The organism is Youngimonas ophiurae (nom. illeg.), from assembly GCF_049803795.1.
GTDB lineage: Bacteria > Pseudomonadota > Alphaproteobacteria > Rhodobacterales > Rhodobacteraceae > Thalassobius.
This window is the reverse complement of sequence record NZ_JBNAGJ010000003.1, coordinates 106,044-129,271: the sequence shown is the minus strand read 5'-3', so window position 1 is coordinate 129,271 and position 23,228 is coordinate 106,044. Positions and strand designations below refer to the sequence as shown.

Genomic DNA, 23,228 nt, shown 5'->3' with positions numbered 1-23,228 from the left:
TGATGCTCCTTAGAAGGCAGGTTGCGTGGCGCGGCGGCGCTGGATCAGCACAATCCCCATCAGCAGGATCAGCGCCGGAATAAAGAACAGCTCTTTGGCCATGCGTTCATTCTCAATCTGGACCTGCGTGATCTGCACCGGGCTGTCACCGTAGAAGTCATACTCGTTCCCCAGGCTTTCAAAGAAGGGCGTGCCGGGGAAGGGCTCGTCCATGGCCAGCACATCGCCGTCGGGCAAGATCGTCAGCCCCTGCGCCGACAGGGCCGCCATCGCGTCCCCGGCCACAGCGGGCAGAGTGATCGTGGTGGGCCGGATCGCGCCGGTATCGAAATCGGGCCCTTCGACAATCACCCGCAGCTCTTGGCCGGTTCCGGCGCTGGCCATCAGTTCCAGCGCGGCCTCGCCCCCGGCCGAGGTGTATTTGTCGCTGATCTGATCCAGAAAGAAATCGGGCCGGAACAGCATGAAGGCAATGAACAACAGCGCCACGGTTTCCCAAATCCGGCTTTTGGCGATGAAATAGCCCTGCGTCGCGGCCGCGAACAGCAGCATCGCAATCAGCGAGATAAAGAAGATCAGCACCGCCTTGGCCAGCCCCACGTCAATCAGCAGAAGATCGGTGTTGAAGATGAACAGGAAGGGCAGCAACGCCGTGCGGATATCATAGGAAAACCCCTGCACGCCGGTCTTGATCGGATCGCCCCGGCTGATCGCCGCCGCCGCATAGGCCGCCAGCCCCACCGGCGGCGTGTCATCCGCCAGAATGCCGAAATAGAACACGAACAGATGCACCGCGATCAGCGGAAAGATATAGCCCGCCTGCGCGCCCACCGACAGGATCACCGGCGCCATCAGCGACGAGACCACGATATAGTTCGCCGTCGTCGGCAGCCCCATCCCCAGGATCAGCGACATCACCGCCACCAGGATCAGAAGCACCCAGATATTGCCGCCCGCGATCACCTCGACCACCTGGCCGATGACTTGGTGCGCGCCGGTCAGGCTGATTGTACCCACGATGATGCCCGCAGCCCCCGTGGCCACGCCGATGCCGATCATGTTCCGCGCGCCCAGGATCAGGCCCTCGATGAAGTCACGCCAGCCGGCAACAAAGGCCGCACCGCCGCCCTGCCCCCGGAAAAACGCCTTCAGCGGGCGGTGAGTCAGCGCCACGATGATCATGAAGAACGTCGCCCAGAAGGCCGACAGCGCGGGCGACAGGCGCTCCAGCCCTTCGGTGCGCACCATCAGGTTCCAGACCAGAATAAAGATCGGCAGCGAAAAATACGCCCCGCCCAGCAGGGTCGGCGTCAGACGCGGGGCCTCAAGCGGGCCATTGGGGTCGTCCATTTCCACATCCGGATAGCGCGCGGCATAATAGACCAGCACCAGATACAGGATCGCCACGATCACCAGACCGCCATAGACGCTTTCGGCCATGAACCCGTCCAGCACACTGCGGATCAAGATCATGCCATAGGTCAGCGCCCCCAAGAAGATAAAGCCCGACAGGAACAGGATCAGGATCAGCACCGGGCCGATGTGACGTCCGGCCTTTTTCAGGCCCTGCATCTGCATTTTCAGCGCTTCCAGATGCACGATATACAGCAGCGCGATATAGCTGATCACCGCGGGCAGAAACGCGTGCTTCACCACGTCGATATAGGGAATATTCACGTATTCGACCATCAGGAAGGCCGCAGCGCCCATCACCGGCGGCGTCAACTGGCCATTGGTGGACGAGGCCACCTCGACCGCGCCGGCCTTTTCCGCCGGAAATCCGATCCGCTTCATCAGGGGAATGGTAAAGGTGCCGGTGGTCACGGTGTTGGAAATCGAACTGCCCGAGATCATCCCCGTCAGCATCGACGACAGAACCGAGGCCTTGGCCGGCCCGCCCCGCAGCGCGCCCAGAAGCGCGATGGCCACCTTGATGAACCAGCTACCGCCCCCCGCGCGATCCAGCAGCGCGCCAAACAGCACAAACAGGAAAATCATCGTGGTGGACACGCCCAGGGCAACGCCGAAAACACCCTCGGTCTGCATCCAGTAATGGCCCAGAGCCTTGGACAGGGACGCGCCGCCATAGTTGGTGATGTTGCGCGCCCATTCCGAATAGCCTCCGAAAAAGGCGAAGGCGACAAAGGCACCAGCGATGATCACCAGCGGCAGACCCAGCGAACGATAGACGGCGGTGAACAGCACGATCATGCCGATCGACGACATGACGATGTCCGAGGTGCTCCACAGGCCGGGCCGGTCCGCGATCTCGAACCGGAAGACGATCAGATACAGACAGGCCGACACGCCCAGGATGATCAGCGCCCAGTCATACAGCGGAATGCGATCCTTGGGCGAGGATTTGAACAGGGGAAAGGCCAGCGTGGCCAGCATGATGGCGAAGGCCAGGTGCACGAAACGTGCCTGCGCGACGATATTGGCAAAGATGTTCGCCCCCGTCGCCTGAGCCACAAGCCCGGGCAGTTTCGACGCGATATAGAGCTGGAAAAGCGACCAGACGATGCAGGTCCCAATGATCAGCTTGGCCTGCCAGGCAGCGCTTGGGCTGCGCGCGCCGGTATCAGCCTCGGCGACCAGATCGTCGGCAGACGGAGTCTCGGTGTTGTTGGCCATAATGCCCCCCGGTTGAACTTATTATTCGTTATAAATAGGGCGATCACGCGACGCCGGGCCGCGTGATCGAAGTGCTTTCAGACTGGGATCAGTCGATCAGACCCAGCTCTTTATAGGCTTTGGCCGCGCCTTCGTGCAGCGGCGCGCTCAGGCCGTCCTTGACCATCTGAGCGGGGTCAAGATTGGCAAAGGCCGGGTGCAGACCGCGGAAATCGTCGATGTTCTCCATCACGGATTTCGCAACCACATAGACGACATCCGCCGACACATCTGCCGAGGTCACAAAGGTGGCGCCCACACCAAAGGTGGTGGTGTCGGTGTCGGTGCCTTTATACATCCCCCCCGGAATGGTGGCGACGCGGTAGAAGGGATTGTCGGCAACCAGCTTTTCAACCGGTGCACCGGTCACGCTGACCAGGGTCGCGTCGCAGGTGGTGGTGGCTTCCTTGATGGCGGCGGCCGGGTGACCGATGGTGTAGATCATCGCGTCGATATTGCCGTCGCACAGCTGCTTGGCCATCTCCGAGCCCTTGTATTCGGTCGCCAGCGCCAGATCATCCATGCCGATGCCGAACGCGTCCATGACCACTTCCATCGTGGCGCGCTGACCCGAGCCGGGATTGCCGACGTTCACGCGCTTGCCCTTAAGGTCCTCGAAACCGCTGATGCCGCTGTCTGCGCGTACGATCAGGGTAAAGGGCTCGGGGTGGACCGACATCACGGCGCGAATTTCAGGGAACGGGTTGTCCGCGAATTTCGAGGTGCCGTTATAGGCGTGGTACTGCCAGTCGGACTGCGCAACGCCGAATTCCAGCTCGCCGGCCTTGATGGTGTTGATGTTGTAGACCGAGCCGCCGGTCGATTCCACGGCGCAGCGGATGCCGTGCTCTTTGCGGGACTTGTTCACCAGACGGCAGATCGCGCCCCCGGTGGGATAGTAAACGCCGGTGACGCCGCCGGTGCCGATCGAAATGAACTCCTGCGCCGCCGTCATCGAGGCCGCAGCCATCGCGCCCAGCAGCACCGAGCCGCCAATTTTCAGGTGTTTCAACATGTTCATAGTCTCCCTTGATAAAAACTCACTCGGACCAGTATTCCCCGAGCTCCTGGTTCTTTGCTTCGACCCGTTGGATCGCAGCGGTTGCATCTGCCTCTGAGTCGGCGACAATCATAGCAATTAATGTTTCGATCAACACAACTGTCACGACGTAAGACGAGAAGAATTGCGGGCTTTCCGAGGGCACCACGAACCCGTGGGTCGCATGGGCGAAAGCCGGGCATTTATACGTATCGGTTACCAAAATGACCTCGGCGCCGCCTTCGCGGGCCTGTTTGGCGGCCACCACGGCGCGCTGCGCGAAGGGGCTTTTGGTGACGATGAACACCACATCCCCCGGCCTGAGCGTCGCAATACGCGACCCCAAAGAGGCCCCCATCCGCCCCGCAAGCTGCCAGTTCGGCGCAAAATAATGCGCCAGATAGGCCATGTATTCCGCAATCCCCGTCGAGGCCAGCGCCCCCAGCAGCAAAACCTGCGGCGCCTGGCGCATCAGCGTGGCCGCCTGAATCAGCCGTGTTTCGTCTGCCTGGGCGACGAATTCCTCGATATTGGCGATGCAGGCCTGGCTTTGCAGATGCAGGATGGATTGCCCCGTGCCCTTGCCGCTGCGCAGCTGTTCGGCCTTTTCGGACAGGCTAAGCACCTGCGCCCCAACCGAGCGGCGCGAAAGATCCTTCATCTCTTCGAAGCTTTCGAATCCCAGCGCCCGCGCAAGCCGCGAGAAGGTCGCCGGTGAGACTTTGCTTTCCATCGAGATCGAGCGCAGGCTGCGGCTGACAATCTCCAGAGGGTTGGCCAGCACGTAATCGGCCGCCTTCTGCAACTGACCCGACAGGCCTGCATAGCGTTCGGCCACGCGGTCTTGGAGTGTTTGATCGTGATTCATTTCGCCCCCGTTGAAACAGAGCGTGGCAAGTGTTTCACTTATTGTCAACTGCTGAAATATGTGTTTCAGTCATTCTCTGACGACCCCCGAAACGCACATATCGGCACACTGAAATGACGACCCCCACCCCCCGGATTCCCCGAATCCCACGGATCATGGTTGCCCTGAACGGCGCGCGGCGCAGTCAGGACCAGCACCCGAACCTACCCATCACAACACAGGAAATCGTTTCAGAAACAGTTGCTTGTGCGCAGGCTGGCGCCGACGCACTGCACCTGCATGTGCGCGCCGCAGACGGCCGGCATTCGCTGGATGCGGGGCGGTATCGCGAAGCTCTGGCCGCCCTTCAGCGGGCCCTGCCCGGCTTCCCCGTTCAGATCACAACCGAGGCCGCCGGGATTTTCAGCGTTGCCCAGCAAATAGACACCGTGGCCGGGGTCCGGCCCTCGGCGGTCAGTATTTCCATTCGCGAAATGGCCCGCGATCCGGCGCGCGCCGCGCATATGTATGCCCTGTGTCAGGACATCGGGGCCCAGGTTCAGCATATCCTCTACACGCCCGAGGACACGGCCCAGTTGCTGCGCTGGCGCGATGCGGGCGTGGTAAAGGCCGATCAGTCCAGCGTGCTGTTCGTGCTGGGCGCTTATCAGCCGCCGCGCACTGCGCTGCCCGCGGATGTTGCCCCACTGCTGCGCGCCGCCCCCCCTGCCCTGACGGAGCGCATGGTCTGCGCCTTTGGCCCTTCGGAACACGCCGTCCTGATCCAGGCCGCGCAGCACGGGGCCGACCTGCGCGTTGGGTTCGAGAACAATCTGCACAGCCCTCTGGGGCCTCTGGCGCGGTCGAATGCGGAAAATGTCGCGGCCCTGCGGGCTGCCCTGCCCGCGGCCCTGGCGGAAAAGGAATCCCTCTGATGAGCCACGTCTTTGCGCGCAACTCGAAATCCCCGCCTCCGATGGTTTCGCATGGGAAGGGCGCCTATCTGTACGATCAGGCTGGCAAAGCCTATCTGAATTGCGGGGATGCTGCGGTATCCTGTCTGGGGCATGGCGATCCGCACGTTCAATCCGCCATCGCAAAACAGATGGAGAAGATCGCCTTTGCGCATACCGGCTTTTTCACCTCTGACCCGGCCGAGCAACTGGCCAAGCGCCTGACGGATCTGGCTCCGGGTGATCTGGATCGGGTTTATTTTGTCTCGGGCGGGTCCGAGGCAATGGAATCCGCGTTGAAGCTGGCCCGTCAGTATTACCTGGAAATCGGTCAGCCCGCCCGCCACAGGGTAATCGCCCGCCGCCAGAGCTATCACGGGAATACGCTGGGCGCGCTGGCCACGGGCGGGAATGCCTGGCGGCGCGCGCCCTTCGCTCCGATGCTGATCGAGGTCAGCCACGTCGCGCCCTGCTATGCCTATCGCGACAAACGCAGCGATGAAACCGTGGCCGCCTATGTCGCGCGTCTGAGCGCCGAGCTGGAACAAGAGATCCTTGCCGTGGGGCCCGAAACCGTCATGGCCTTTGTCGCCGAGCCCGTCACCGGGGCGACTCAGGGCGCGGTGCCGCCTGTCGGGGACTATTTCGAACGCGTCCGGGCGCTGTGCGACAAATACGGCATCCTGCTGATCCTAGACGAGGTCATGTGCGGAATGGGCCGGACCGGCACGCTGTTCGCCGCCCAGCAATACAACGTCGCGCCGGATATCTGCGCAATCGCCAAGGGGCTGGGCGGGGGGTATCAGCCAATCGGCGCGATGCTGTGCACCAGGGCCATTCACGATGCGATCGCGGGCGGCACGGGCTTTTTCCAGCACGGGCATACCTATCTGGGGCACCCGCTGGCCTGCGCCGCCGGTCTGGCTGTGCTCGAACGGTTGGTGGACGATGCCGTTCTGTCGCGCGTCACCCCTGCGGGCCTGAAACTGCACGCCGCTCTGAATGCGCGCCTGGCGCAGCATCCCCATGTCGGTGACATTCGCGGCGTGGGGCTGTTTCAGGGGATCGAGCTGGTCGCGGATCGTGCCAGCAAAGCCCCCTTTGCCCCGGCGGACAAACGTCACGCGCAACTGAAGGCCGCCGCATTCGACGAAGGGCTGATCTGCTATCCGATGGGGGGCACCCTGGATGGCAAGCGGGGCGATCACGTGCTGCTGGCGCCGCCGTTCATCATCTCGGACGCGCAGATCGAGGAACTGGTCGATAAGCTGGCAAAGGCACTGGATCGCGCCCTGCCCGCCTGATCCCGGCCCCGCTTAGCGTTTCTTGGGGCCGGCCTGTTTTCCCTTGGCCGCCTTGGCTGCGGCCGCGCGGGCGCGGTTTTTCTTGCTGTTCGGCTTACCTTTGGGCGGAGGCGGCCCCTTGCGCTTTTCCCCACGCAATGGGCGCGGATCGTCTTTGCCGCCTTTCGCGGCCCCATCCGGGCGCGGGCCCGCTGGCTTGCGCTTGCCCGGCGCAGCCTTCCACGGCGCATCCGGATCGCGCGTGTCGGGCTTGCCCGCCTTGGGACCGCGCGGTTTGCGATCTTCGGGTTTGGGTTTGCGGCGGCGCGGCTCGGGATCGTCGTTCCAGTCAATCGGCGGCGTGCCCGATTTGCGCGGGCCGGCGGTGCGTTCCGGTCGGCGTTCAGGCTGTCGTTCGGGCCGCCCCCGTCTGGTGTCGGGAAGATCCGGAGCCTGATCCAAACGCGTGATCTGCTTGGCCCCTTCGATCTTCATTTCCGGGCCGATTGCGGCCAGGAACCCGGCGACATCGGCCTCTCGGATTTCGACATAAGACAGGTCGTCGGCAATGCGGATCGCCCCGATCGAGCCCTTGGTAATATCGCCCGCCTTGCAGATCATCGGCAGCAGATGACGCGGCGAGGCATTCTGATTGCGCCCCTCCGAGACAGAAAACCAGACGCTTGGGCCGAAGGGCTCACGCGGTTTGCGCGGCTCGGCCTGGACGGCGCCCAGCTCTTCGGGGGCGGAATGCTGCACCTTGTACTGGCGCAGATAGGCCGCGGCGATCTGTTCGGGCGTGAATTGCGCGATCAGCTTATCAACGGCGCCCCGCTCGCTTTCCGAGACCTCCTGATGCCAGTCATCCGCCGCCAACATGCGCTCTTCGTCGCGGGCAGAGACCTCGGCGGCCGAAGGGGCCGGGCCCCAATTCGCCGTCAGCTTGGCAAATCGCAGCAGGCGCTCGGTTTTCTTGCGCGCCGAAGGCACAACGACCAGCGCGCTGACGCCCTTGCGCCCTGCCCGGCCCGTGCGCCCCGAACGGTGCAGCAGCGTTTCGTGATTGTTGGGCAATTCGGCATGCACCACCAGATCCAGCTTGGGCAGGTCAATCCCCCGCGCAGCCACATCCGTGGCCACACAGACCCGCGCCCGCCCGTCCCGCATGGCCTGCAACGCGTTCGAGCGCTCGCTCTGGGTCAGCTCGCCTGACAGGGCCACAACGGAAAACCCCCGGTTCGACAGCCGCGTCGTCAATCGCGAAACCATCGCGCGGGTGTTGCAAAAAACAATCGCGTTCGGCGCCTCGTAATAGCGCAGCACATTGATCACGGCATTGTCGCCATCGCGTGGCGCCACCGTCATCGCGCGATATTCGATATCCGAGTGCTGAACCTGATCGCTGATCGTCGAAATCCGCTGGGCGTCGCGCTGATACCGTTTGGCAAGCGCCCCGATCGACTTGGGCACCGTGGCCGAGAACAGCAGGGTCTGGCGCTCTTGCGGGGTTTGTTCAAGAATGAACTCCAGATCTTCGCGGAACCCCAGGTCCAGCATTTCATCCGCCTCGTCCAGCACAACCGAGCAGATATGCGTCAGATCAATAGAGCCGCGCATGATGTGATCGCGCAGCCGGCCGGGCGTGGCTACCACGATATGCGCCCCCCGCGCCAGCGCGCGGCGTTCGTCACGCATGTCCATGCCCCCCACACAAGAGGCCAACACCGCGCCCGCATCCGCATAAAGCCAGCCCAGCTCGCGTTTGACCTGCAACGCCAGCTCGCGCGTTGGCGCGATGATCAGCCCCAGCGGCGCGGCGGCGGGGCCGAATGTGTCGTCTGCGCCCAGAACGCTGGGGGCAATCGCCAGGCCAAACCCGATGGTCTTGCCCGATCCGGTCTGAGCGGAAACCAACAGGTCCCGCCCTTGCAGATCGGGGTCGGTGACAGCCTGCTGAACAGGTGTCAAACTATCATAGCCCTTACGGGCAAGCGCATCTGCGATCGTCTTTTTCAAAGCGGAGGGTCTTTGCAATTAGGGGGTGACACGCGCTGCGCCGCATCACAATACAGCGTTACCGAAGGATAACCGCCGCCTCGTATAGGGTGAAACGCGCTTTGTATAGCGGTTTTTTCTGCTTTCGAAACGAACAATCGGCCCGGCGGCGCACAGCCCCCCCCGCAGCCCATAAGAAGCAGCCAGCTCAGATAAATGCCCCCCGATCTGCGCCCGCACAAAGCACCGGACACTTCCGGTTTGCGCCGATTTGCGGCAGCATGGTTTTTGGTGAAAAATTCGCGCAGCCTTGAATTTCGACCTTGTTTCTCTGCGAGGCGGCACATATACCGGCCGACGGAGACGTGGCCGAGTGGTCGAAGGCGCTCCCCTGCTAAGGGAGTATACGGGAAACCGTATCGAGGGTTCGAATCCCTTCGTCTCCGCCACCTACCATTTTTACTCAGTTGCGTTCGATGTTGTTTGGCCCCTTATGGGGCTGTTTTTGTTGATTTATCTGCATTCGTTGTTGCTATTGGTTTTTCTTCGACTAGACTCGTTTCTATTCATTGCGTGGTAGAAATTGTGGTATTTTATGGCTGCTCTGAGCGGAAAGCTGACGAAGAATCTGGTGCGAACACTCGGCCCCGGTCGTCATGGCGACGGGAGCGGGTTGTACCTTGTAGTCGATCCATCGGGAGCGCGCAGGTGGATTGTGCGCGTCACCGTGAAAGGCCAGCGTAATCGCGAAGGTAAACCGTTGCGCACAGACTTCGGCTTGGGCGGAGCTGATGTAGTGACCCTGAACGAAGCGCGTGACCGAGCTCTAGAATATCGACGGCTTGCAAAGCAGGGCATCAACCCGCGCTACAACGGGCGACAGGAGATACCTTGCTTCGAAGAGATTGCGCGGCAAGTTCACATTGAACGCTTGCCGACGTGGAAGAATCCTAAACACGGCCAGCAGTGGATCAATACTCTAGCCGACTATGCATTCCCCAAAATAGGACGCCTGCCTGTTTCTGAGATCGGTCAACCCGAAGTCCTGCAAGTGCTATTGCCAGTCTGGACTGAGAAACATGAAACTGCAAAGCGGCTTGCGCAGCGGATAAAGGCCGTTCTAGACGTGGCGAAGTCAAAGGGCTTTCGTGACGGTGAAAATCCCGTGACTACGATCCGCGATGCTCGTGTTCTGCCGCAAGTTAAGCAGAAGGTGCAACACCACAAAGCCATGCACTGGAAAGATGTTCCCGCTTTCTATGCGGAACTGGCGACGAAAGACGCGATGGCCGCAAAGGCTCTCATGTTTACCTGCCTCACAGCCAGCCGAACAAGCGAAGTGCTTCATGCTCGCTGGGAAGAGTTTGATTTTGACCAACAGCTTTGGGTCGTTCCGGCTGTTCGGATGAAAGCGGATCAAGAACACCGCGTCCCCTTAACGCCTGAGATGTTGGAAATCATTGAACCACTAAAAGCCCTTCGGTCTGACGTCGTTTTTGAAGGTCAAAAGCGCCACAAACCAATGAGCAACATGGCCATGCTGATGCTGCTTCGCCGAATGAAGGTGGAGGGCATTACGGTTCATGGTTTTCGCTCGACGTTTCGGGACTGGGCTGCCGAGCAGCCGGATGTTCCCCGAGAGGTGGCTGAGCTGAGTTTAGCCCATAAGGTGGGGTCGGACGTCGAGCGCGCCTATGCGCGGTCAGACTTGTTGGAAAAGCGGCGACAGCTGATGGAAAGGTGGTGCGAGTATGTTGCCTCGTGAGATCTGGGATGATGGACGCAAAACAAAACTCCCCGCCCTGCGACACGGTGCGTCCAACTACGACTACATCATGTATCGTGCTGCCTGCGAGATAACGCATTGCCTGGAGAAATGGCTGAAGGCCCCGATGGACTACAATCAGACGTTTTTGCCAGCGGCTTTGATGCTGAACCAGTTTGAAGGCCCGGTTTGGATGCATCGCGATCAAGGTCAAGAAATCGGTGACATCCGCAAAGTAATCAAAGAGACGCGCAGAGCCAAACAATTGGTCAAAGCGGCCATTCATCTTGAAAAGACGGGGGAAGAAAATGCATCAAAAGTTGAACTGGATCGCGCGCTATGCCGGATGAAGGCACTCCCGCCACCCATCTCGCTTTGGATCGAAAACGCAGCCTGTGGAGCACCTTTGGAGTGGATGGGATTACTGGATAACATCCATAGTCTGTTCGCTGAATACGCCAAAGAACGCAGGGGCAATTCTGGGCATCAACGGGCGCGCACCGTGGCAATTATCGTGCGTGCGCTGTTTGAAATTTACTCTGACAAGCCTATTTCCCTGGGCGTAACTGAGCAGGTTCCCGAAGGTGATTTTGGTAAATGCCTTCAAGAGGTTTTTTCGCGAGCGGGCATTCCGGTCAACTTTTACCGCTACGCAAGAGAAGCCCGAGCGCTTGAACGGGATGACTACCAACTGAAAAAGTACTTAGATGTGCTCCAAACGCACCGTCCTGAGGAACCTCCAGCGCCTAAGGGACCCATAATCTACGAAGTTTGACAGACCATTCGACAGCGGCGTTGTGGTCAATTTGAATACGGCTCGTCGTGGGTTCTTAATAAGAACGCGTGGCCGCGAAATTTGATAAAATTGTATTGTCGGTTTTGCGAGAGGATGCGTCCTCATTCGTTCATGTTCGATTTCACACCAACATATTGGGAGAAGTCGGATGTCATCCACTGATGTCGAAGTATTCGATCCAAAAAGAATCTATGATGATTCTGACCCGGAATTGAACATCATCGCAGGCAAGTCAAAACGCGCTCAATGGAGGCATCGACGCGTTGGCCCTGCATTCATCAAATTCGGGAGGCGCGTAAAATATGCAGGCACGGACCTAAATGCCTGGATCGAACAAAATCGTGTTATACCAACGGGTTCTGGATCTCATGTTTGAGCCAGATTTCCAATGCGGTATGAACACGATCAGGGTTGAATGAAATGAGTTGGGAAGTCGCCAAGCTCTGCTCCGAAAGAAAATTCGGCAGCCCCGTCCGAAAGCAGATCATAATGTTCTTAGCGGATAAGGCCAGCGACGATGGGTCTGGAATTTGGTGCTCTAAAGGCACAATTCACAGGCACACTGAGCTGGGTGAAAGCACGGTCAGCCCCGCCTGACATCGCCCCTCATAAGGCAGGGGAAGGCGGGGTGGCCATGAACCTTGAACAGACCGGAAGGCTGCCTCAATCCCTCAGGGCGCTCGCCCTTCGGCGACGTTCTTGCCAACCTGATAGCAATGCAGGGCGCAGGGAAAGTGCCGGATGAGGACCCCGTCGATTTCGCTCTCGGCGGTAATCGTCTTCGTTGTCGCCCCTGCGGGAACGCTGTTGGCAAAGTTGCGTTTGGCGAACTCGACAAGCCCGCGCAATTCACCTGGTTGATCACTGGCGTAGCGGTCGGACCATTTGATTTCGTATGCCCAGATCGGCTTGAGGCGCGCCGGATCGACACGAACCAGATCAACTTCCTGATCGGTCCTTCCCTGCTTCCACCGCGCGTAATGCAGGTTTTTCATCAGATCGGAGTGGAACCATTGCGAAAAAATCGCCGTCTCGGCCATCGCGCCCATCGCATCGTCACCATCGGCAATCGGAGCGAATAGCGCGGCGCGCATGGATGGGTTGGTCAGGTAGACCTTGAAGTTTCGCATCCGCTGAAATGTCTTGCCAGTGTCGTCCACACGGCGGATTCGGACTATCAGGAAAGCGGCTTCCAAGTATTCGAGATACTTCGTGATCGTGTTCTTGGCTACGCCCGAGCTTTGAGCCAGGCCGTCGAGGCTGATTTCTTGCCCCGTATGATAGGCTATTGTCGTAAAAAGCCGATTGAGTTCCTGAATGTCCTGAATTCCGTAGAGGCTGGGGAGGTCACGCAGCAAAACCTTGTCGATGATATCACGGCCAAGGAAACGCTGCACATCCGCTTGAATCGCCGGGTTGAGAACGGCCTCTGGATAGCCCCCGAAGTTCAGGTAATTGATGAACTCTTCGTTCAGCCGCTCGATATTCGGCGTGGAAAACCGTAGGGTCGCGCCAAGCGGAGCGGATTTGATCAGATCGGCTTCCATCTCCCTAAACGCGAGGAATTCGGCAAATGTGAGTGGCGGAAGGAAAAAGTCAGTGAAGCGACCTGCGCCCGATTCCTGACTTTTCAGGCGCAGCGCCGCCGCCGCCGAACCGGATGCGATGAACCTTGTATTCGGGTGCTGGTCGGTCAGAACCTTGAGATGGACTTCCCAGTCTTTCAGATACTGGATCTCATCAAAGACGATGATCCGCCTTGCCTGCGCATCGTGCTCAGTCTCTTCCTCAAACAGGTCAATCAGGCGCGAGAGCGGCATTCCGCTATAGAGTGGCGTGTCGATGGAGACGAACAGGATGTTCTGGCCGCTGAACCCCTCGTTTATCGCCTTCTCGATCAACTGACGCAGCATGACGGTCTTGCCAACCCGTCGCGGCCCCATCAGGATGGTTGAGCGTCGCACAGACCAGTCCAAGGCAAGCGTCGAGAAAGGGCTAAAATAGGCGCGCGTCTTCTCGGCTGGACTTTGAGCCACCTTATACGAAGCGTCCCACCACGGGTTATCCCGGCGGAGACTTTTGAGGATGTCTGATTTCGCAATTTCGAGCATGCCCCTCTAGTATCAAGGTATTGATCTTATGTCAACGAAACCGCTCATAGCACTGATAACATGAAAAAATCCATGTAGTATTAGTGAGCCATGCCCCCTGTCTGGACAGCCTCTTACGCTTAACTGCACGCTTAGTCTGCACGCACCACCCGAAACATTCGCCCGTTGTAGCGGGCGATATCCGACACAGACCAGGGGCGCTCCAGCGCGTGATGGTTTCACCTTCGGGGACCACGATCACCACGCGGTTGCGGTAGGGGATCAGATCGAACCCGATTTTCTGCCGCAGCTCTGCAAAGTGTTCCAGATCGGCGCGGGCGGCATCACGGTCGGCACCGAGCTGCGCCAAATCGGCTCCCATCGCCTCGATCTCGGCGGTCAGCGCGGCTTCACGGCTTGCCAGCCGCTGCGACAAGGCTTGCAATGCGGCTTCGCCTTCGGCCCGTGCCTGGGCAATCTCTTGGGCGTTCTCGGTGCGGATACGGGCTGCCTCGGTTCGTGCTTCATCAACCATGCGGCTGGCAACTTCCTCGATCAGCGCCAGAGCCAAAGCCGCGACGAGGGCAACCAGAACGACACCAACAGTCACCCGGCGCCGAAGGACCGCGATCCTTCGGCTATCGGCTGCGACGGCCTCAGACAGGGTTTGCCGGGCGGCGTCCAGTTCCGCGAGTTTGCTCTGGGCCTCGGCCAACCCCTCATTCAACTGCGCAAAATCACTCGCAGCCGTGGTGCGGGCTTCCGCTTTTTGTCGCCGTATTTTTGCAAGCCGTGCATCAAGTTCACTCATGGCTGGTGGCCGGGTTGTAGGTCCAGCGCCGCCTTCACAGGCTCTGCAATCTGTTCGGAGACCTCCGCTTGTCCGGTGGGTGACAGCCGCTCGGAAAGCTCCATCGCCTCCTCCTTGGCCTGCCAAGGACGGCCTCATCGGCTGATGACAGCCGTGAATCGGACAGCTCTTTTGACGTCCGAGTTCAACGCTGAACCAAAACGCTGCCAGCACTGCGCCAAACTGTTAGAAATAAGGCCTTTTCGTTTCGTGCTGACACCCTGACCCAAACTCGGACGTCGCGTCCGAGTTTTTTGTGACAGCTTCTGGATATTAGTCCGAAACCTCCGGCAATGGCGGTTGATTTTTCTATTGTTATCAAACCGTTACCCTATGCGCGCTTTGTGTCCGAGTTTTGCAAGTGTTTGTTCGATGAATGTCAAAAAAGTTGCCCATTTCACCCCCCTACTTGCACGACGCCTTTTGGACGCTCAGGGGTATCACCCTCGTTTTCCCCCTTATTTTCAACGCCCTATTGAAACTCGGACGCTTTGGGGTGTTTGTCCAGATGTTAGTACCCCCCTACAATATGCCCCGCTAGCGCCCCTTCGCACCATCGCGGGCTTGTGGCCGTTGACGATGGCGGTCAGAATTCAGGCCCGGTCAGCCGCCTGAAACCTAAGGGGCGGGGGAGGCTCCGATCACGATTTCATGGCTGTGATAAAGCGCGGCATAAGCGGCCAGAGCGACGGTGAAACGCACAATGCCCCCCTTTGCCAGGCCCGGACGCCAGCGGCCCGACAGCAGGGCCGCGCCGGGCAGCAGCCCGGTATGCGCACTCAGGCGTGCCCATTCAGCGGGGCCGGCCTGGCGGGCGCGGCGGCGCTCGACGATTTTCATGCCAAGCAGGGAAAACACCGCGAAACTGCCAAACAGGAAAACATGGGCCAGGTCTCCGTTTACCCACAGATGCGCGGACGACCACAGCAAAAGCGCCCACAGCAGCGGCTGACGGGTCAGGCCGGCAATGCCGGGCGCTTGCGGATCGAACCCATCGGGGCGGCCCTCGAATGCAAAGGGGTTGGGCGCGGCCACACCAAAGACCGTCAGCAGCACGACCACCGGCATCGCCAGATTGACAGCCAGCCGCGCGGCCGGGGTCTGATCCCACAGGGCAACCGAGGGCGCGCGCCCGGCCGCCACGATCACCCACCACAGCAACAGAACCGAGCCCAGGCTGAACAAAAACAGATACCCGCGCGCGCCCAGCCGGCGTATCAGGTGCTCTTTCAGCCCCAGCGCGGCGGGGATGCGATGCGACACCAGAAACAGCCCCATCGCCAGCGCAAATTCGATCCAGCCCATGCGATCCCTTTCCTCAGCCTTCTCTGGCCGTTCCAACACCAGATCACCCTATCGCAGGCGCTCTTTTCTGAAACTGTGGCAAATGTTCAGCGGCGGGCGTGTAAATACGGTTCCTTTGCGGAAATCTCTTGGACAGAGCGGGCCTGATCGCGTACCCGTGAAGGGAAATTACGAACCATGGGCAGATTTGGATATGACGAAACAGAGCGGCAATTCACGCTCGGAACGGCCTGAACGGATCAGGCGGCGCGGCAGTCAGGCCTTGCTGGGCGCAAGCGCGATGGCTCTGATCCTGACCGCCGGCACTGCACAGGCAGAGGAAAACCCGTTTTTCGGACTGTACGGCACACCCGGCCTGATCGACATGCCGAATGCCGATATGGCCCCCGACGGGACGCTATCGACCACCTTTTCCTATTTCGCGGGCACCTCGCGCAATACGCTGACGTTTCAGGTGCTGCCGCGTCTGACCGCCAGTTTCCGATATACCGCCATTCAGGATTTGTACCTGCGCGGCTGGGATCGGGATACTTATTACGACCGCAGCTTTGACATGCGTTATCAGCTGTTTTCGGAAACCGACTGGCGCCCTGCGGTTGCGGTGGGGCTTCAGGATTTCATCGGCACCGGGCTTTATGGCGGGGAATATATCGTCGCCAGCAAGCATATCGGCAAACGCCTGCAACTGACCGGCGGCGTCGGCTGGGGGCGTCTGGGCAGCCATGGCACGATCGGTTCCACCGGCACCCGCCCCAGCGAAGTCATCGGCGAGGGCGGCATTCCCACCTATGACCGCTGGTTCCGCGGGGATTTCGCGGCCTTTGGCGGCATCGCCTGGCACGCGACTGATCGGTTGACGCTGAAGGCCGAGTATTCCTCGGACGCCTATGACACCGAGCAGGAAACCGGCACCAACAGCGGTGTCATCTACGGCCCCGTATTCGAGCGCAAATCCCCCTGGAACTTCGGCCTGGACTACCGCACCAGGAACGGCACGCAGCTGTCGCTCTATTCGCTGTACGGGTCGGAATTCGGGGCGTTGGTGACGTTCCATTCGAACCCGCGCACCGGCGGCTATCCCAGTGGCCGCGAGACCGCCCCCCTGCCCGTCCGGGTACGCTCGGCTGCGGAGCGCGGCGATCTGGGCTGGCATCAGGACGGCACGGTTGTGAACAGCGTGCAGGCGCGGCTGCGCAAATCCCTGGCCAGCCAGGGCCTGAAATACGAGGGTCTGAACCTGACCCCACGCCGCGCAACCCTGCGCCTGGTGAACACGCGCTATGGTGACGAGCCCGAGGCGATTGGCCGCGCGGCCCGTTCGATGTCGCGGATTCTGCCTGGCTCGGTCGAAACCTTCGTGATCGTTCCCGTGGTCGAGGGCATCCCGATGTCCGCCATCACCCTGAACCGCAGCGATCTGGAACGCTATGAAAACGCCCCGGCGGAACAGATGCTGGGCCGGATCGGTGTCGAGGACGGGCTGGGCCGCGCCCCCGCATTGGAAGAGGGTGCCGGCACGCGTTTCAGCTGGTCGGTCAGCCCCTATATGCAGCTAAGCGTTTTCGATCCGGACAACCCGGTGCGCTATGATCTGGGCATTCGCGCCAAGGCCGCCTACCGGATCACGCCGAACATGGTTCTGGCGGGCTCTTTGGCGAAGAAGCTGAACGGCAATCTGGATTCGGTCACGCGGGAAATCCCCTCGGGGCTGGCGCGTGTGCGCACGGATTATGCCGAATACAGCCGCCAGGGCGATCCGGCGCTGGAATATCTGACGCTGACCCACTTCGGCCGGCCGGGCAAGGATCTGTATAGCCGCGTTTCGATGGGCTATCTGGAAACCATGTATGCCGGTGTCTCGGGCGAGCTGCTGTGGAAACCCGTTGGCAGCCGCCTGGCCCTGGGGGCCGAGCTGAACTATGTGCAGCCGCGCGACTTTGACCAGATGTTCGGCCTGCGCAGCCGGGTTACCTCGTCCGGAACGATCCCCGAATTCAACGGCCATCTGTCGGCCTATTACGATTTCGGCAACGGATTCCACGGGCAGCTGGATGTCGGCAGCTACCTGGCCGGCGATCTGGGCGCAACCGTGTCGCTGGACCGCGAATTCGCCAATGGCTGGACCGTGGGGGCCTATGCAACCTTCACCACCGCGGAAATCGACGATTTCGGCGAGGGCTCGTTCGACAAGGGCATTCGGATCACCATTCCGTTCGCCTGGGCCTTTGGCAAACCGTCGCGTCAGGAAAACAACCTGAATATCCAGTCGCTGACACGTGACGGCGGGGCCCGCCTGAACCTGAACGACCGGCTGTACCCGCTGGTACGCGATTATCACCAGCCCGAGCTGGCACGAGAATGGGGACGTTTCTGGCGATGACACTGAAATCCGCTATCAAATTGCCGGTGCTGGCGTTGGCCTCGGCCCTGATGCTGATGGGCTGCAGCAGCGATCAGGATCAAAAAGAGCTGCTGAAATCGCTGCGCGGCTCTCTGCCCAGCTTCAAGAAGGCCGCTCCGCCCGCCAAGCCGGACCCCGCGCGGGTTCTGGCCGCAACGACCGGGCCGGTGAACATGATCACGCAGAAAAGCCTGAACAACGCGATGGTCCTGACGATCGAGATTGCGCAGAACGGCCCCTACCGGACCCACGCGACCTCGACCAAACAATCGCTGACTTTCCGTCAGGGGATGGCAACAGCCACGCGCGGGCTGGGGCACGATCTGATGTCCTCTAGCGTGAATGACAGCCTGCGGCTGATCTCAGCCCGGCGCGAGGGTAAGGCAAAGCGCGTGATGCGCTATCTGGATTCGGCCAACACCACGCTCAGCTATACGTTCGAGTGCGATATGTACGTGACCGGCGCGACGACGATCCGGCAGGGCGTTGTCTCGGCCAGTGTCACCGAGATGACCGAAAACTGTGTGTCCGACACCCAGAAATTCACCAATACCTATCTGGTGGATCGGGGCGGCATGATCCTGTCCTCAGAACAATGGCTGGGCCCCAATCAGGGGTATTTCGCCATACAGGTGCTGCGCCGCTAGGTCGCACAGCCACCGAAGACACATTGAAAAAGGCGCGGAATGTTCCGCGCCTTTTCCGATTGCTAAGAGAAACGGGCGAACTTAGGAATCGCCCGAGGATGCGATGCCGATAACCAGGATGGTGCCCAGGATGCCAACGGCAGCGGCAGGGCCCATTTCCAGACCAGCGGTCGAGATGAACGGATCGTCCGAAGTTTTGGTGTCAGCCATGGCCGGAGCGGCCGAAGCCAGAGCCAGAGCAGCGGCGGCAGCAATGGTAAATTTTTTCATAATGTCTCTCCAACATGCATATTGGCGACGCAGACACGCGCAGCCTGTATTTTTGATCTCACAGCATCGTAATAAAAAAAAGAAATTCGCCCGAGAATGCGGCTAGAAACGGCAGTTTTCCGCCTTGATGCGTAGCATATGTTCGAAAAATGCGCTGAAATGCCGGGTTCGGCGGCAAATGAAGACGGAGGGCCCGCTGCGACGCGGCATCGTCCGGATGCAGAATCACCGGGCGCAGGCAGCGGCGGCGCGGGGAAAGACGGCGCCGCCCATCGCTGTTATGTGTTGAACAGGAAGTGCATGACATCGCCGTCCTGCACCACATAGCCCTTGCCTTCGGCGCGCAGTTTGCCGGTTTCGCGGGCCTTTGCCTCGCCGCCGCAGGCGACATAATCGTCATAGGCGATGGTTTCGGCGCGGATAAAGCCCTTCTCGAAATCGCCATGGATCACACCGGCGGCCTGAGGGGCCTGCGTGCCCACCCGGATCGTCCAGGCGCGCGCCTCTTTGGGGCCGACGGTAAAGTAGGTTTCCAGGTGCAGCAGCTCATAGCCCGCGCGGATCAGGCGGTCCAGGCCGGCCTCTTCCAGGCCCATTTCGTCCAGGAACATGGCGGCTTCGTCATCGTCCAGCTGGCTGATCTCTTCCTCGATCTGCGCCGAGATGATGACGTGTGAATTGCCCTGCTCGGCCGCCATCGCGGCGACTTTGGCGGAATAGTCGTTGCCCTCGGCGGCCTCGGCCTCGCCGACGTTACAAACGTACAGAACCGGCTTGGTGGTCAGCAGTTGCAGCTGGTTCCACATCTTGCGGTCCTCGGCGTCCACCTCGACCAGACGGGCGGGTTTGCCGTTTTCCAGCATGTCCTGAGCGGCAGCCAGCAGGCGATCTTGTTCCTTGGCTTCCTTATCGTTCCCCTTCAGCTTGCGCACCAGATTGGCGCGGCGCTTTTCGATGGATTCCAGATCGGCCAGCATCAGTTCGGTTTCGATGGTTTCGGCGTCGGCCACCGGGTCCACGCGGCCATCGACATGGGTCACGTCGCCGTCCTCGAAACAGCGCAACACATGGGCGATGGCGTCGGTTTCACGGATGTTGGCCAGGAACTGGTTGCCCAGGCCTTCGCCCTTCGAGGCCCCTTTGACCAGGCCCGCAATATCCACGAATGTCATGCGCGTGGGGATGATCTGCTTGGATCCGGCGATCCCGGCCAGCGTGTCCAGACGCGCATCGGGCACGGCCACATCGCCCACGTTGGGCTCGATCGTGCAGAACGGAAAGTTCGCCGCCTGCGCCGCCGCTGTTTTCGTCAGCGCGTTGAACAAGGTCGATTTGCCCACGTTCGGCAGCCCGACAATCCCCATCTTGAAACCCATCTGCGGCCTCCGTGTGATCGGATGTCCGATCCGATAAAAACTCCAGTTGGCCGCTCTTAGAACGGGCGGGCCTGCATGGCAAGGCCGCTCAGGGCACCGGCCCCCGTGGAAATTGCGCATTTCGCGCCCTCCGGCCATTGAGTTCCCGCCCCTTTTGCGGCACATCGGAGCGCAGGACAGAATAGGGATCCGGGTATGACACGTATCGACGCCAAGTTCGCCGAGCTGAACGCAGCAGGCAAGAAAGCCTTCGTCGCCTATATCATGGCGGGCGATCCCGATTACGATACGTCGCTGGAGGTGCTGAAAGGGCTGCCGGCTGCGGGTGTCGATGTGATCGAGCTGGGCCTGCCCTTTACCGATCCGATGGCGGATGGGCCGACCATCCAGCTGGCCGGTCAGCGCGCGCTGGACAGCGGCCAGACCTTGCAGAAAACGCTGGATATGGCGGCCGAGTTTCGCAAAAACGATGACAGCACGCCGATTGTAATGATGGGCTATTACAACCCGATCTTTAACCGCGGTGTCGATAAATTCCTGGTGGATGCGAAGGCTGCGGGCATCGACGGGCTGATCGTGGTGGACCTGCCCCCCGAGGAAGACGAAGAGCTGTGCATCCCGGCGCAAAAAGCGGGGTTGAACTTTATCCGTCTGGCGACTCCCACCACCGATGACGCGCGCCTGCCGACCGTGCTGCAAAACACCAGCGGCTTTGTTTATTATGTCTCGATCACCGGGATCACCGGCGCGGCGGCCGCCCAGGCGGTGGATGTGGCCCCCGAAGTGGCGCGGATCAAGGCCAAGACAGACCTGCCGGTCATCGTGGGCTTTGGCATCCGTTCGCCCGAGACCTCGGAATCCATTGCCGGCGTGGCTGACGGCTGCGTTGTGGGCTCGGCCATTGTGGGCGAGCTGGCCTCGGGCAAGCCGGTGGGCGAGGTTCTGGAATTCGTCAAATCCCTGGCGGATGGCGCGCATCGGGCCTGAGCGGCGCGTGATTTGCCCATTGGGCTGCACTGGGCTGACGGTCAGTGCGCAAGGAGAGGTCTTGGGGCGCTGCCCCAAACCCCGGAGTAGTTCGATCAGAAAGAAGCGGCAGGATCATTCGGCCCGGCGGCGCAGGATATGGGTGGTGGTGTAGGTCATTACTTTTTCGCCATTCTGGTTATAGGTGTCATAGCGCATATGGGTGCGGCCGATGCCGGGGCGCGATTTTGAGGGCTCGGAGCCGGTGACTTCGGCTTTTACTTGTAGCGTGTCGCCGGGGCGGACGGGTTTGAGCCAGCGCAGGTTATCAATGCCGGGCGAGCCCAGGGAGGCTTCGTTCCAGATGTCGGCATCCAGCGTCAGCAAAAAGCCAACGATCAGAGTCTGAAACCCGCTGGAGATAAGCCCGCCGTAGATCGTGTCCTTGGCGGCCTCTTCGCTGAGGTGAAAGGGCTGAGGGTCGTATTGCCGGGCGAAGGCGATCATATCCTGAAGAGGGATCTGGCGCGTGCCGGTTTCAAATGTGTAGCCCACTGGCAGGTCATCAAAATACATGCTGTTTTCCTTTGTGTTTGGGGCAGAGTGCCCGAGCCAGCCGGGGGGAGCAACGGCATTTGGGATTGCGCCGAAGGGAAGGTATTGGTAAGGAAATCTCACCAATATGAGCAAAAAGGCCCCTGTCATGCCTGTGATCACCTGTATCGACGATCTGAAACGCCTGTATCAGCGCCGCGTGCCGCGGATGTTTTACGATTATGCCGAAAGCGGCAGTTGGACCGAGCAGACCTTTCGTGAGAACACCAGCGATTTCGACCGGATTCGCCTGCGGCAGCGCGTGGCGGTGGATATGTCGGGGCGATCCACGGCGGGGCGGATGATCGGGCAGGATGTGGCCTTGCCCGTTGCGCTGGCGCCGGTGGGGCTGACGGGGATGCAATGCGCCGATGGCGAAATCAAGGCCGCCCGCGCCGCCGAAGCCTTTGGTGTGCCTTTCACGCTGTCCACGATGTCGATCAACTCGATCGAGGATGTGGCCGAGGCGACGACGAAACCTTTCTGGTTTCAGCTTTATACGATGAAGGATCAGGATTACCTGCGCCGGCTGATCGAGCGGGCGAAGGCGGCGCAATGCTCGGCTTTGGTGATCACGCTGGATCTGCAAATCCTGGGACAGCGCCATAAGGATCTGAAAAACGGGCTGTCTGCGCCGCCGAAACTGACGCCCGCGACCGTTGCCAATCTGATGACGAAATGGCGCTGGGGGATTGAGATGCTGGGTGCCAAGCGGCGGAATTTCGGCAATATTGTCGGCCATGTCGAGGGGGTCTCGGATACGGCGAACCTGGGGGCCTGGACGGCGGAACAGTTCGATCCGACGCTGGATTGGGGCAAGATCGCCGCGATCAAGGACATGTGGGGCGGGCCGGTGATCCTGAAGGGGATTTTGGACGCCGAGGATGCGAAAATGGCGCTGCAAGTAGGCGCGGATGCCATCGTCGTGTCCAATCACGGTGGGCGGCAGCTGGATGGGGCGATCAGCTCGATCCGGGCGCTGCCGTCGATTCTGGACGCGGTGGGCGATCAGATCGAGGTGCATCTGGACAGCGGCATTCGCTCGGGTCAGGACATCCTGAAGGCCGTGGCGATGGGCGCCAAGGGCACCTATATCGGGCGCGCGTTCATCTATGGTCTGGGCGCGATGGGTCAGGCCGGCGTGACCCGTGCGCTGGAGGTGCTGCACAAGGAATTCGACACCTCGATGGCGCTGTGCGGGCGGCGCAACCTGGGGGAACTGGACCGCTCGATCCTGATGATCCCGCAAGATTTCGAAGGGCGCTGGCAATAACCGGGAGGGCTTGAAAAATAGGGCCTTTCCAAATGCCGCAGACTGGTCTATACGCGCGGCTTCATGCGGGGATACAGCCTTGGAGGATCCCCGTCAGTCTAAACA

The 23,228-nt window shown here is 60.5% G+C and carries 18 protein-coding genes and 1 tRNA gene; 9 read left to right on the top strand and 10 right to left on the bottom strand.

What is annotated here, in order from left to right; translation table 11 throughout:
• Window positions 1–9: 9 nt before the first annotated feature.
• The 3 genes from ACP15O_RS08375 to ACP15O_RS08365 form a co-directional block, all read right to left on the bottom strand.
• A complete protein-coding gene (locus tag ACP15O_RS08375) occupies window positions 10–2,634 on the bottom strand; it encodes a TRAP transporter permease (RefSeq protein WP_425095617.1) in 2,625 nt (874 codons plus the stop codon).
• An 88-nt stretch (window positions 2,635–2,722) separates the two neighbouring features.
• Window positions 2,723–3,688, bottom strand: coding sequence for a TAXI family TRAP transporter solute-binding subunit (locus tag ACP15O_RS08370; protein WP_425095616.1), 966 nt, complete (start codon window positions 3,686–3,688; stop codon window positions 2,723–2,725).
• A gap of 25 nt (window positions 3,689–3,713) precedes the next feature.
• Window positions 3,714–4,580 carry a MurR/RpiR family transcriptional regulator gene (locus tag ACP15O_RS08365; protein ID WP_425095615.1) on the bottom strand — a complete coding sequence of 289 codons (867 nt, stop codon included), beginning with the start codon at window positions 4,578–4,580 and terminating at the stop codon, window positions 3,714–3,716.
• Between the two features lie 113 nt (window positions 4,581–4,693).
• Between ACP15O_RS08365 and ACP15O_RS08360 the strand changes: the two genes are divergently transcribed.
• Together ACP15O_RS08360 and ACP15O_RS08355 are read left to right on the top strand one after the other, a co-directional pair.
• Window positions 4,694–5,494 (top strand): beta-keto acid cleavage family enzyme, encoded by an 801-nt coding sequence (locus ACP15O_RS08360; protein WP_425095614.1) that lies wholly within the window; start codon window positions 4,694–4,696, stop codon window positions 5,492–5,494.
• On the top strand, window positions 5,494–6,816 hold the full coding sequence (locus ACP15O_RS08355) for an aspartate aminotransferase family protein (RefSeq protein ID WP_425095613.1): 1,323 nt from the start codon (window positions 5,494–5,496) through the stop codon (window positions 6,814–6,816). Before ACP15O_RS08360 ends, ACP15O_RS08355 begins: the two co-directional genes overlap by 1 nt.
• Window positions 6,817–6,828: 12 nt before the next feature.
• Here ACP15O_RS08355 and ACP15O_RS08350 read toward each other — a convergent pair whose 3' ends face one another.
• Entirely contained in the window at window positions 6,829–8,811 is a 1,983-nt protein-coding gene (locus ACP15O_RS08350) for a DEAD/DEAH box helicase (RefSeq protein WP_425095612.1), read from the bottom strand.
• A gap of 338 nt (window positions 8,812–9,149) precedes the next feature.
• On the opposite strand from ACP15O_RS08350, the gene ACP15O_RS08345 reads away from it, so the two are divergent.
• From ACP15O_RS08345 to ACP15O_RS08335, 3 genes are all read left to right on the top strand, one after another.
• A tRNA-Ser gene (locus tag ACP15O_RS08345) sits at window positions 9,150–9,239 on the top strand.
• 146 nt (window positions 9,240–9,385) lie between these two features.
• Complete coding sequence (locus ACP15O_RS08340) at window positions 9,386–10,555, top strand: tyrosine-type recombinase/integrase (protein ID WP_425095611.1); 1,170 nt, start codon at window positions 9,386–9,388, stop codon at window positions 10,553–10,555.
• Entirely contained in the window at window positions 10,542–11,330 is a 789-nt protein-coding gene (locus ACP15O_RS08335; RefSeq protein ID WP_425095610.1) for a hypothetical protein, read from the top strand. The genes ACP15O_RS08340 and ACP15O_RS08335 overlap by 14 nt, the downstream gene beginning before the upstream one ends.
• Before the next feature lie 692 nt (window positions 11,331–12,022).
• Here ACP15O_RS08335 and ACP15O_RS08330 read toward each other — a convergent pair.
• The 3 genes from ACP15O_RS08330 to ACP15O_RS08320 form a co-directional block, all read right to left on the bottom strand.
• Window positions 12,023–13,462: an ATP-binding protein gene (locus ACP15O_RS08330; protein ID WP_425095609.1), complete on the bottom strand. Its 1,440-nt coding sequence runs from the start codon at window positions 13,460–13,462 to the stop codon at window positions 12,023–12,025.
• A gap of 31 nt (window positions 13,463–13,493) precedes the next feature.
• Complete coding sequence (locus ACP15O_RS08325; protein ID WP_425095608.1) at window positions 13,494–14,252, bottom strand: hypothetical protein; 759 nt, start codon at window positions 14,250–14,252, stop codon at window positions 13,494–13,496.
• A 657-nt stretch (window positions 14,253–14,909) separates the two neighbouring features.
• Window positions 14,910–15,596: an NnrU family protein gene (locus ACP15O_RS08320; protein ID WP_425095607.1), complete on the bottom strand. Its 687-nt coding sequence runs from the start codon at window positions 15,594–15,596 to the stop codon at window positions 14,910–14,912.
• 193 nt (window positions 15,597–15,789) lie between these two features.
• On the opposite strand from ACP15O_RS08320, the gene ACP15O_RS08315 reads away from it, so the two are divergent.
• Window positions 15,790–17,976: a YjbH domain-containing protein gene (locus ACP15O_RS08315; RefSeq protein ID WP_425095606.1), complete on the top strand. Its 2,187-nt coding sequence runs from the start codon at window positions 15,790–15,792 to the stop codon at window positions 17,974–17,976.
• A complete protein-coding gene (locus ACP15O_RS08310) occupies window positions 17,973–18,644 on the top strand; it encodes a YjbF family lipoprotein (protein WP_425095605.1) in 672 nt (223 codons plus the stop codon). Before ACP15O_RS08315 ends, ACP15O_RS08310 begins: the two co-directional genes overlap by 4 nt.
• An 81-nt stretch (window positions 18,645–18,725) precedes the next feature.
• On the opposite strand, the gene ACP15O_RS08305 is transcribed toward ACP15O_RS08310, so the two are convergent.
• Window positions 18,726–18,914, bottom strand: a complete 189-nt coding sequence (locus tag ACP15O_RS08305; RefSeq protein ID WP_425095604.1) for a hypothetical protein — start codon at window positions 18,912–18,914, stop codon at window positions 18,726–18,728.
• A 278-nt stretch (window positions 18,915–19,192) separates the two neighbouring features.
• Complete coding sequence (gene ychF / locus ACP15O_RS08300; protein ID WP_425095603.1) at window positions 19,193–20,290, bottom strand: redox-regulated ATPase YchF; 1,098 nt, start codon at window positions 20,288–20,290, stop codon at window positions 19,193–19,195.
• Window positions 20,291–20,485: 195 nt separating this feature from the next.
• Here ychF and trpA point away from each other — a divergent pair, with 195 nt between their 5' ends.
• A complete protein-coding gene (trpA, locus tag ACP15O_RS08295; RefSeq protein ID WP_425095602.1) occupies window positions 20,486–21,277 on the top strand; it encodes a tryptophan synthase subunit alpha in 792 nt (263 codons plus the stop codon).
• A gap of 114 nt (window positions 21,278–21,391) precedes the next feature.
• Here trpA and ACP15O_RS08290 read toward each other — a convergent pair whose 3' ends face one another.
• Window positions 21,392–21,832 (bottom strand): MaoC family dehydratase, encoded by a 441-nt coding sequence (locus ACP15O_RS08290; protein ID WP_425095601.1) that lies wholly within the window; start codon window positions 21,830–21,832, stop codon window positions 21,392–21,394.
• Window positions 21,833–21,959: 127 nt separating this feature from the next.
• Here ACP15O_RS08290 and ACP15O_RS08285 point away from each other — a divergent pair, with 127 nt between their 5' ends.
• Window positions 21,960–23,123 carry an alpha-hydroxy acid oxidase gene (locus ACP15O_RS08285; protein ID WP_425095915.1) on the top strand — a complete coding sequence of 388 codons (1,164 nt, stop codon included), beginning with the start codon at window positions 21,960–21,962 and terminating at the stop codon, window positions 23,121–23,123.
• Window positions 23,124–23,228: the final 105 nt, after the last annotated feature.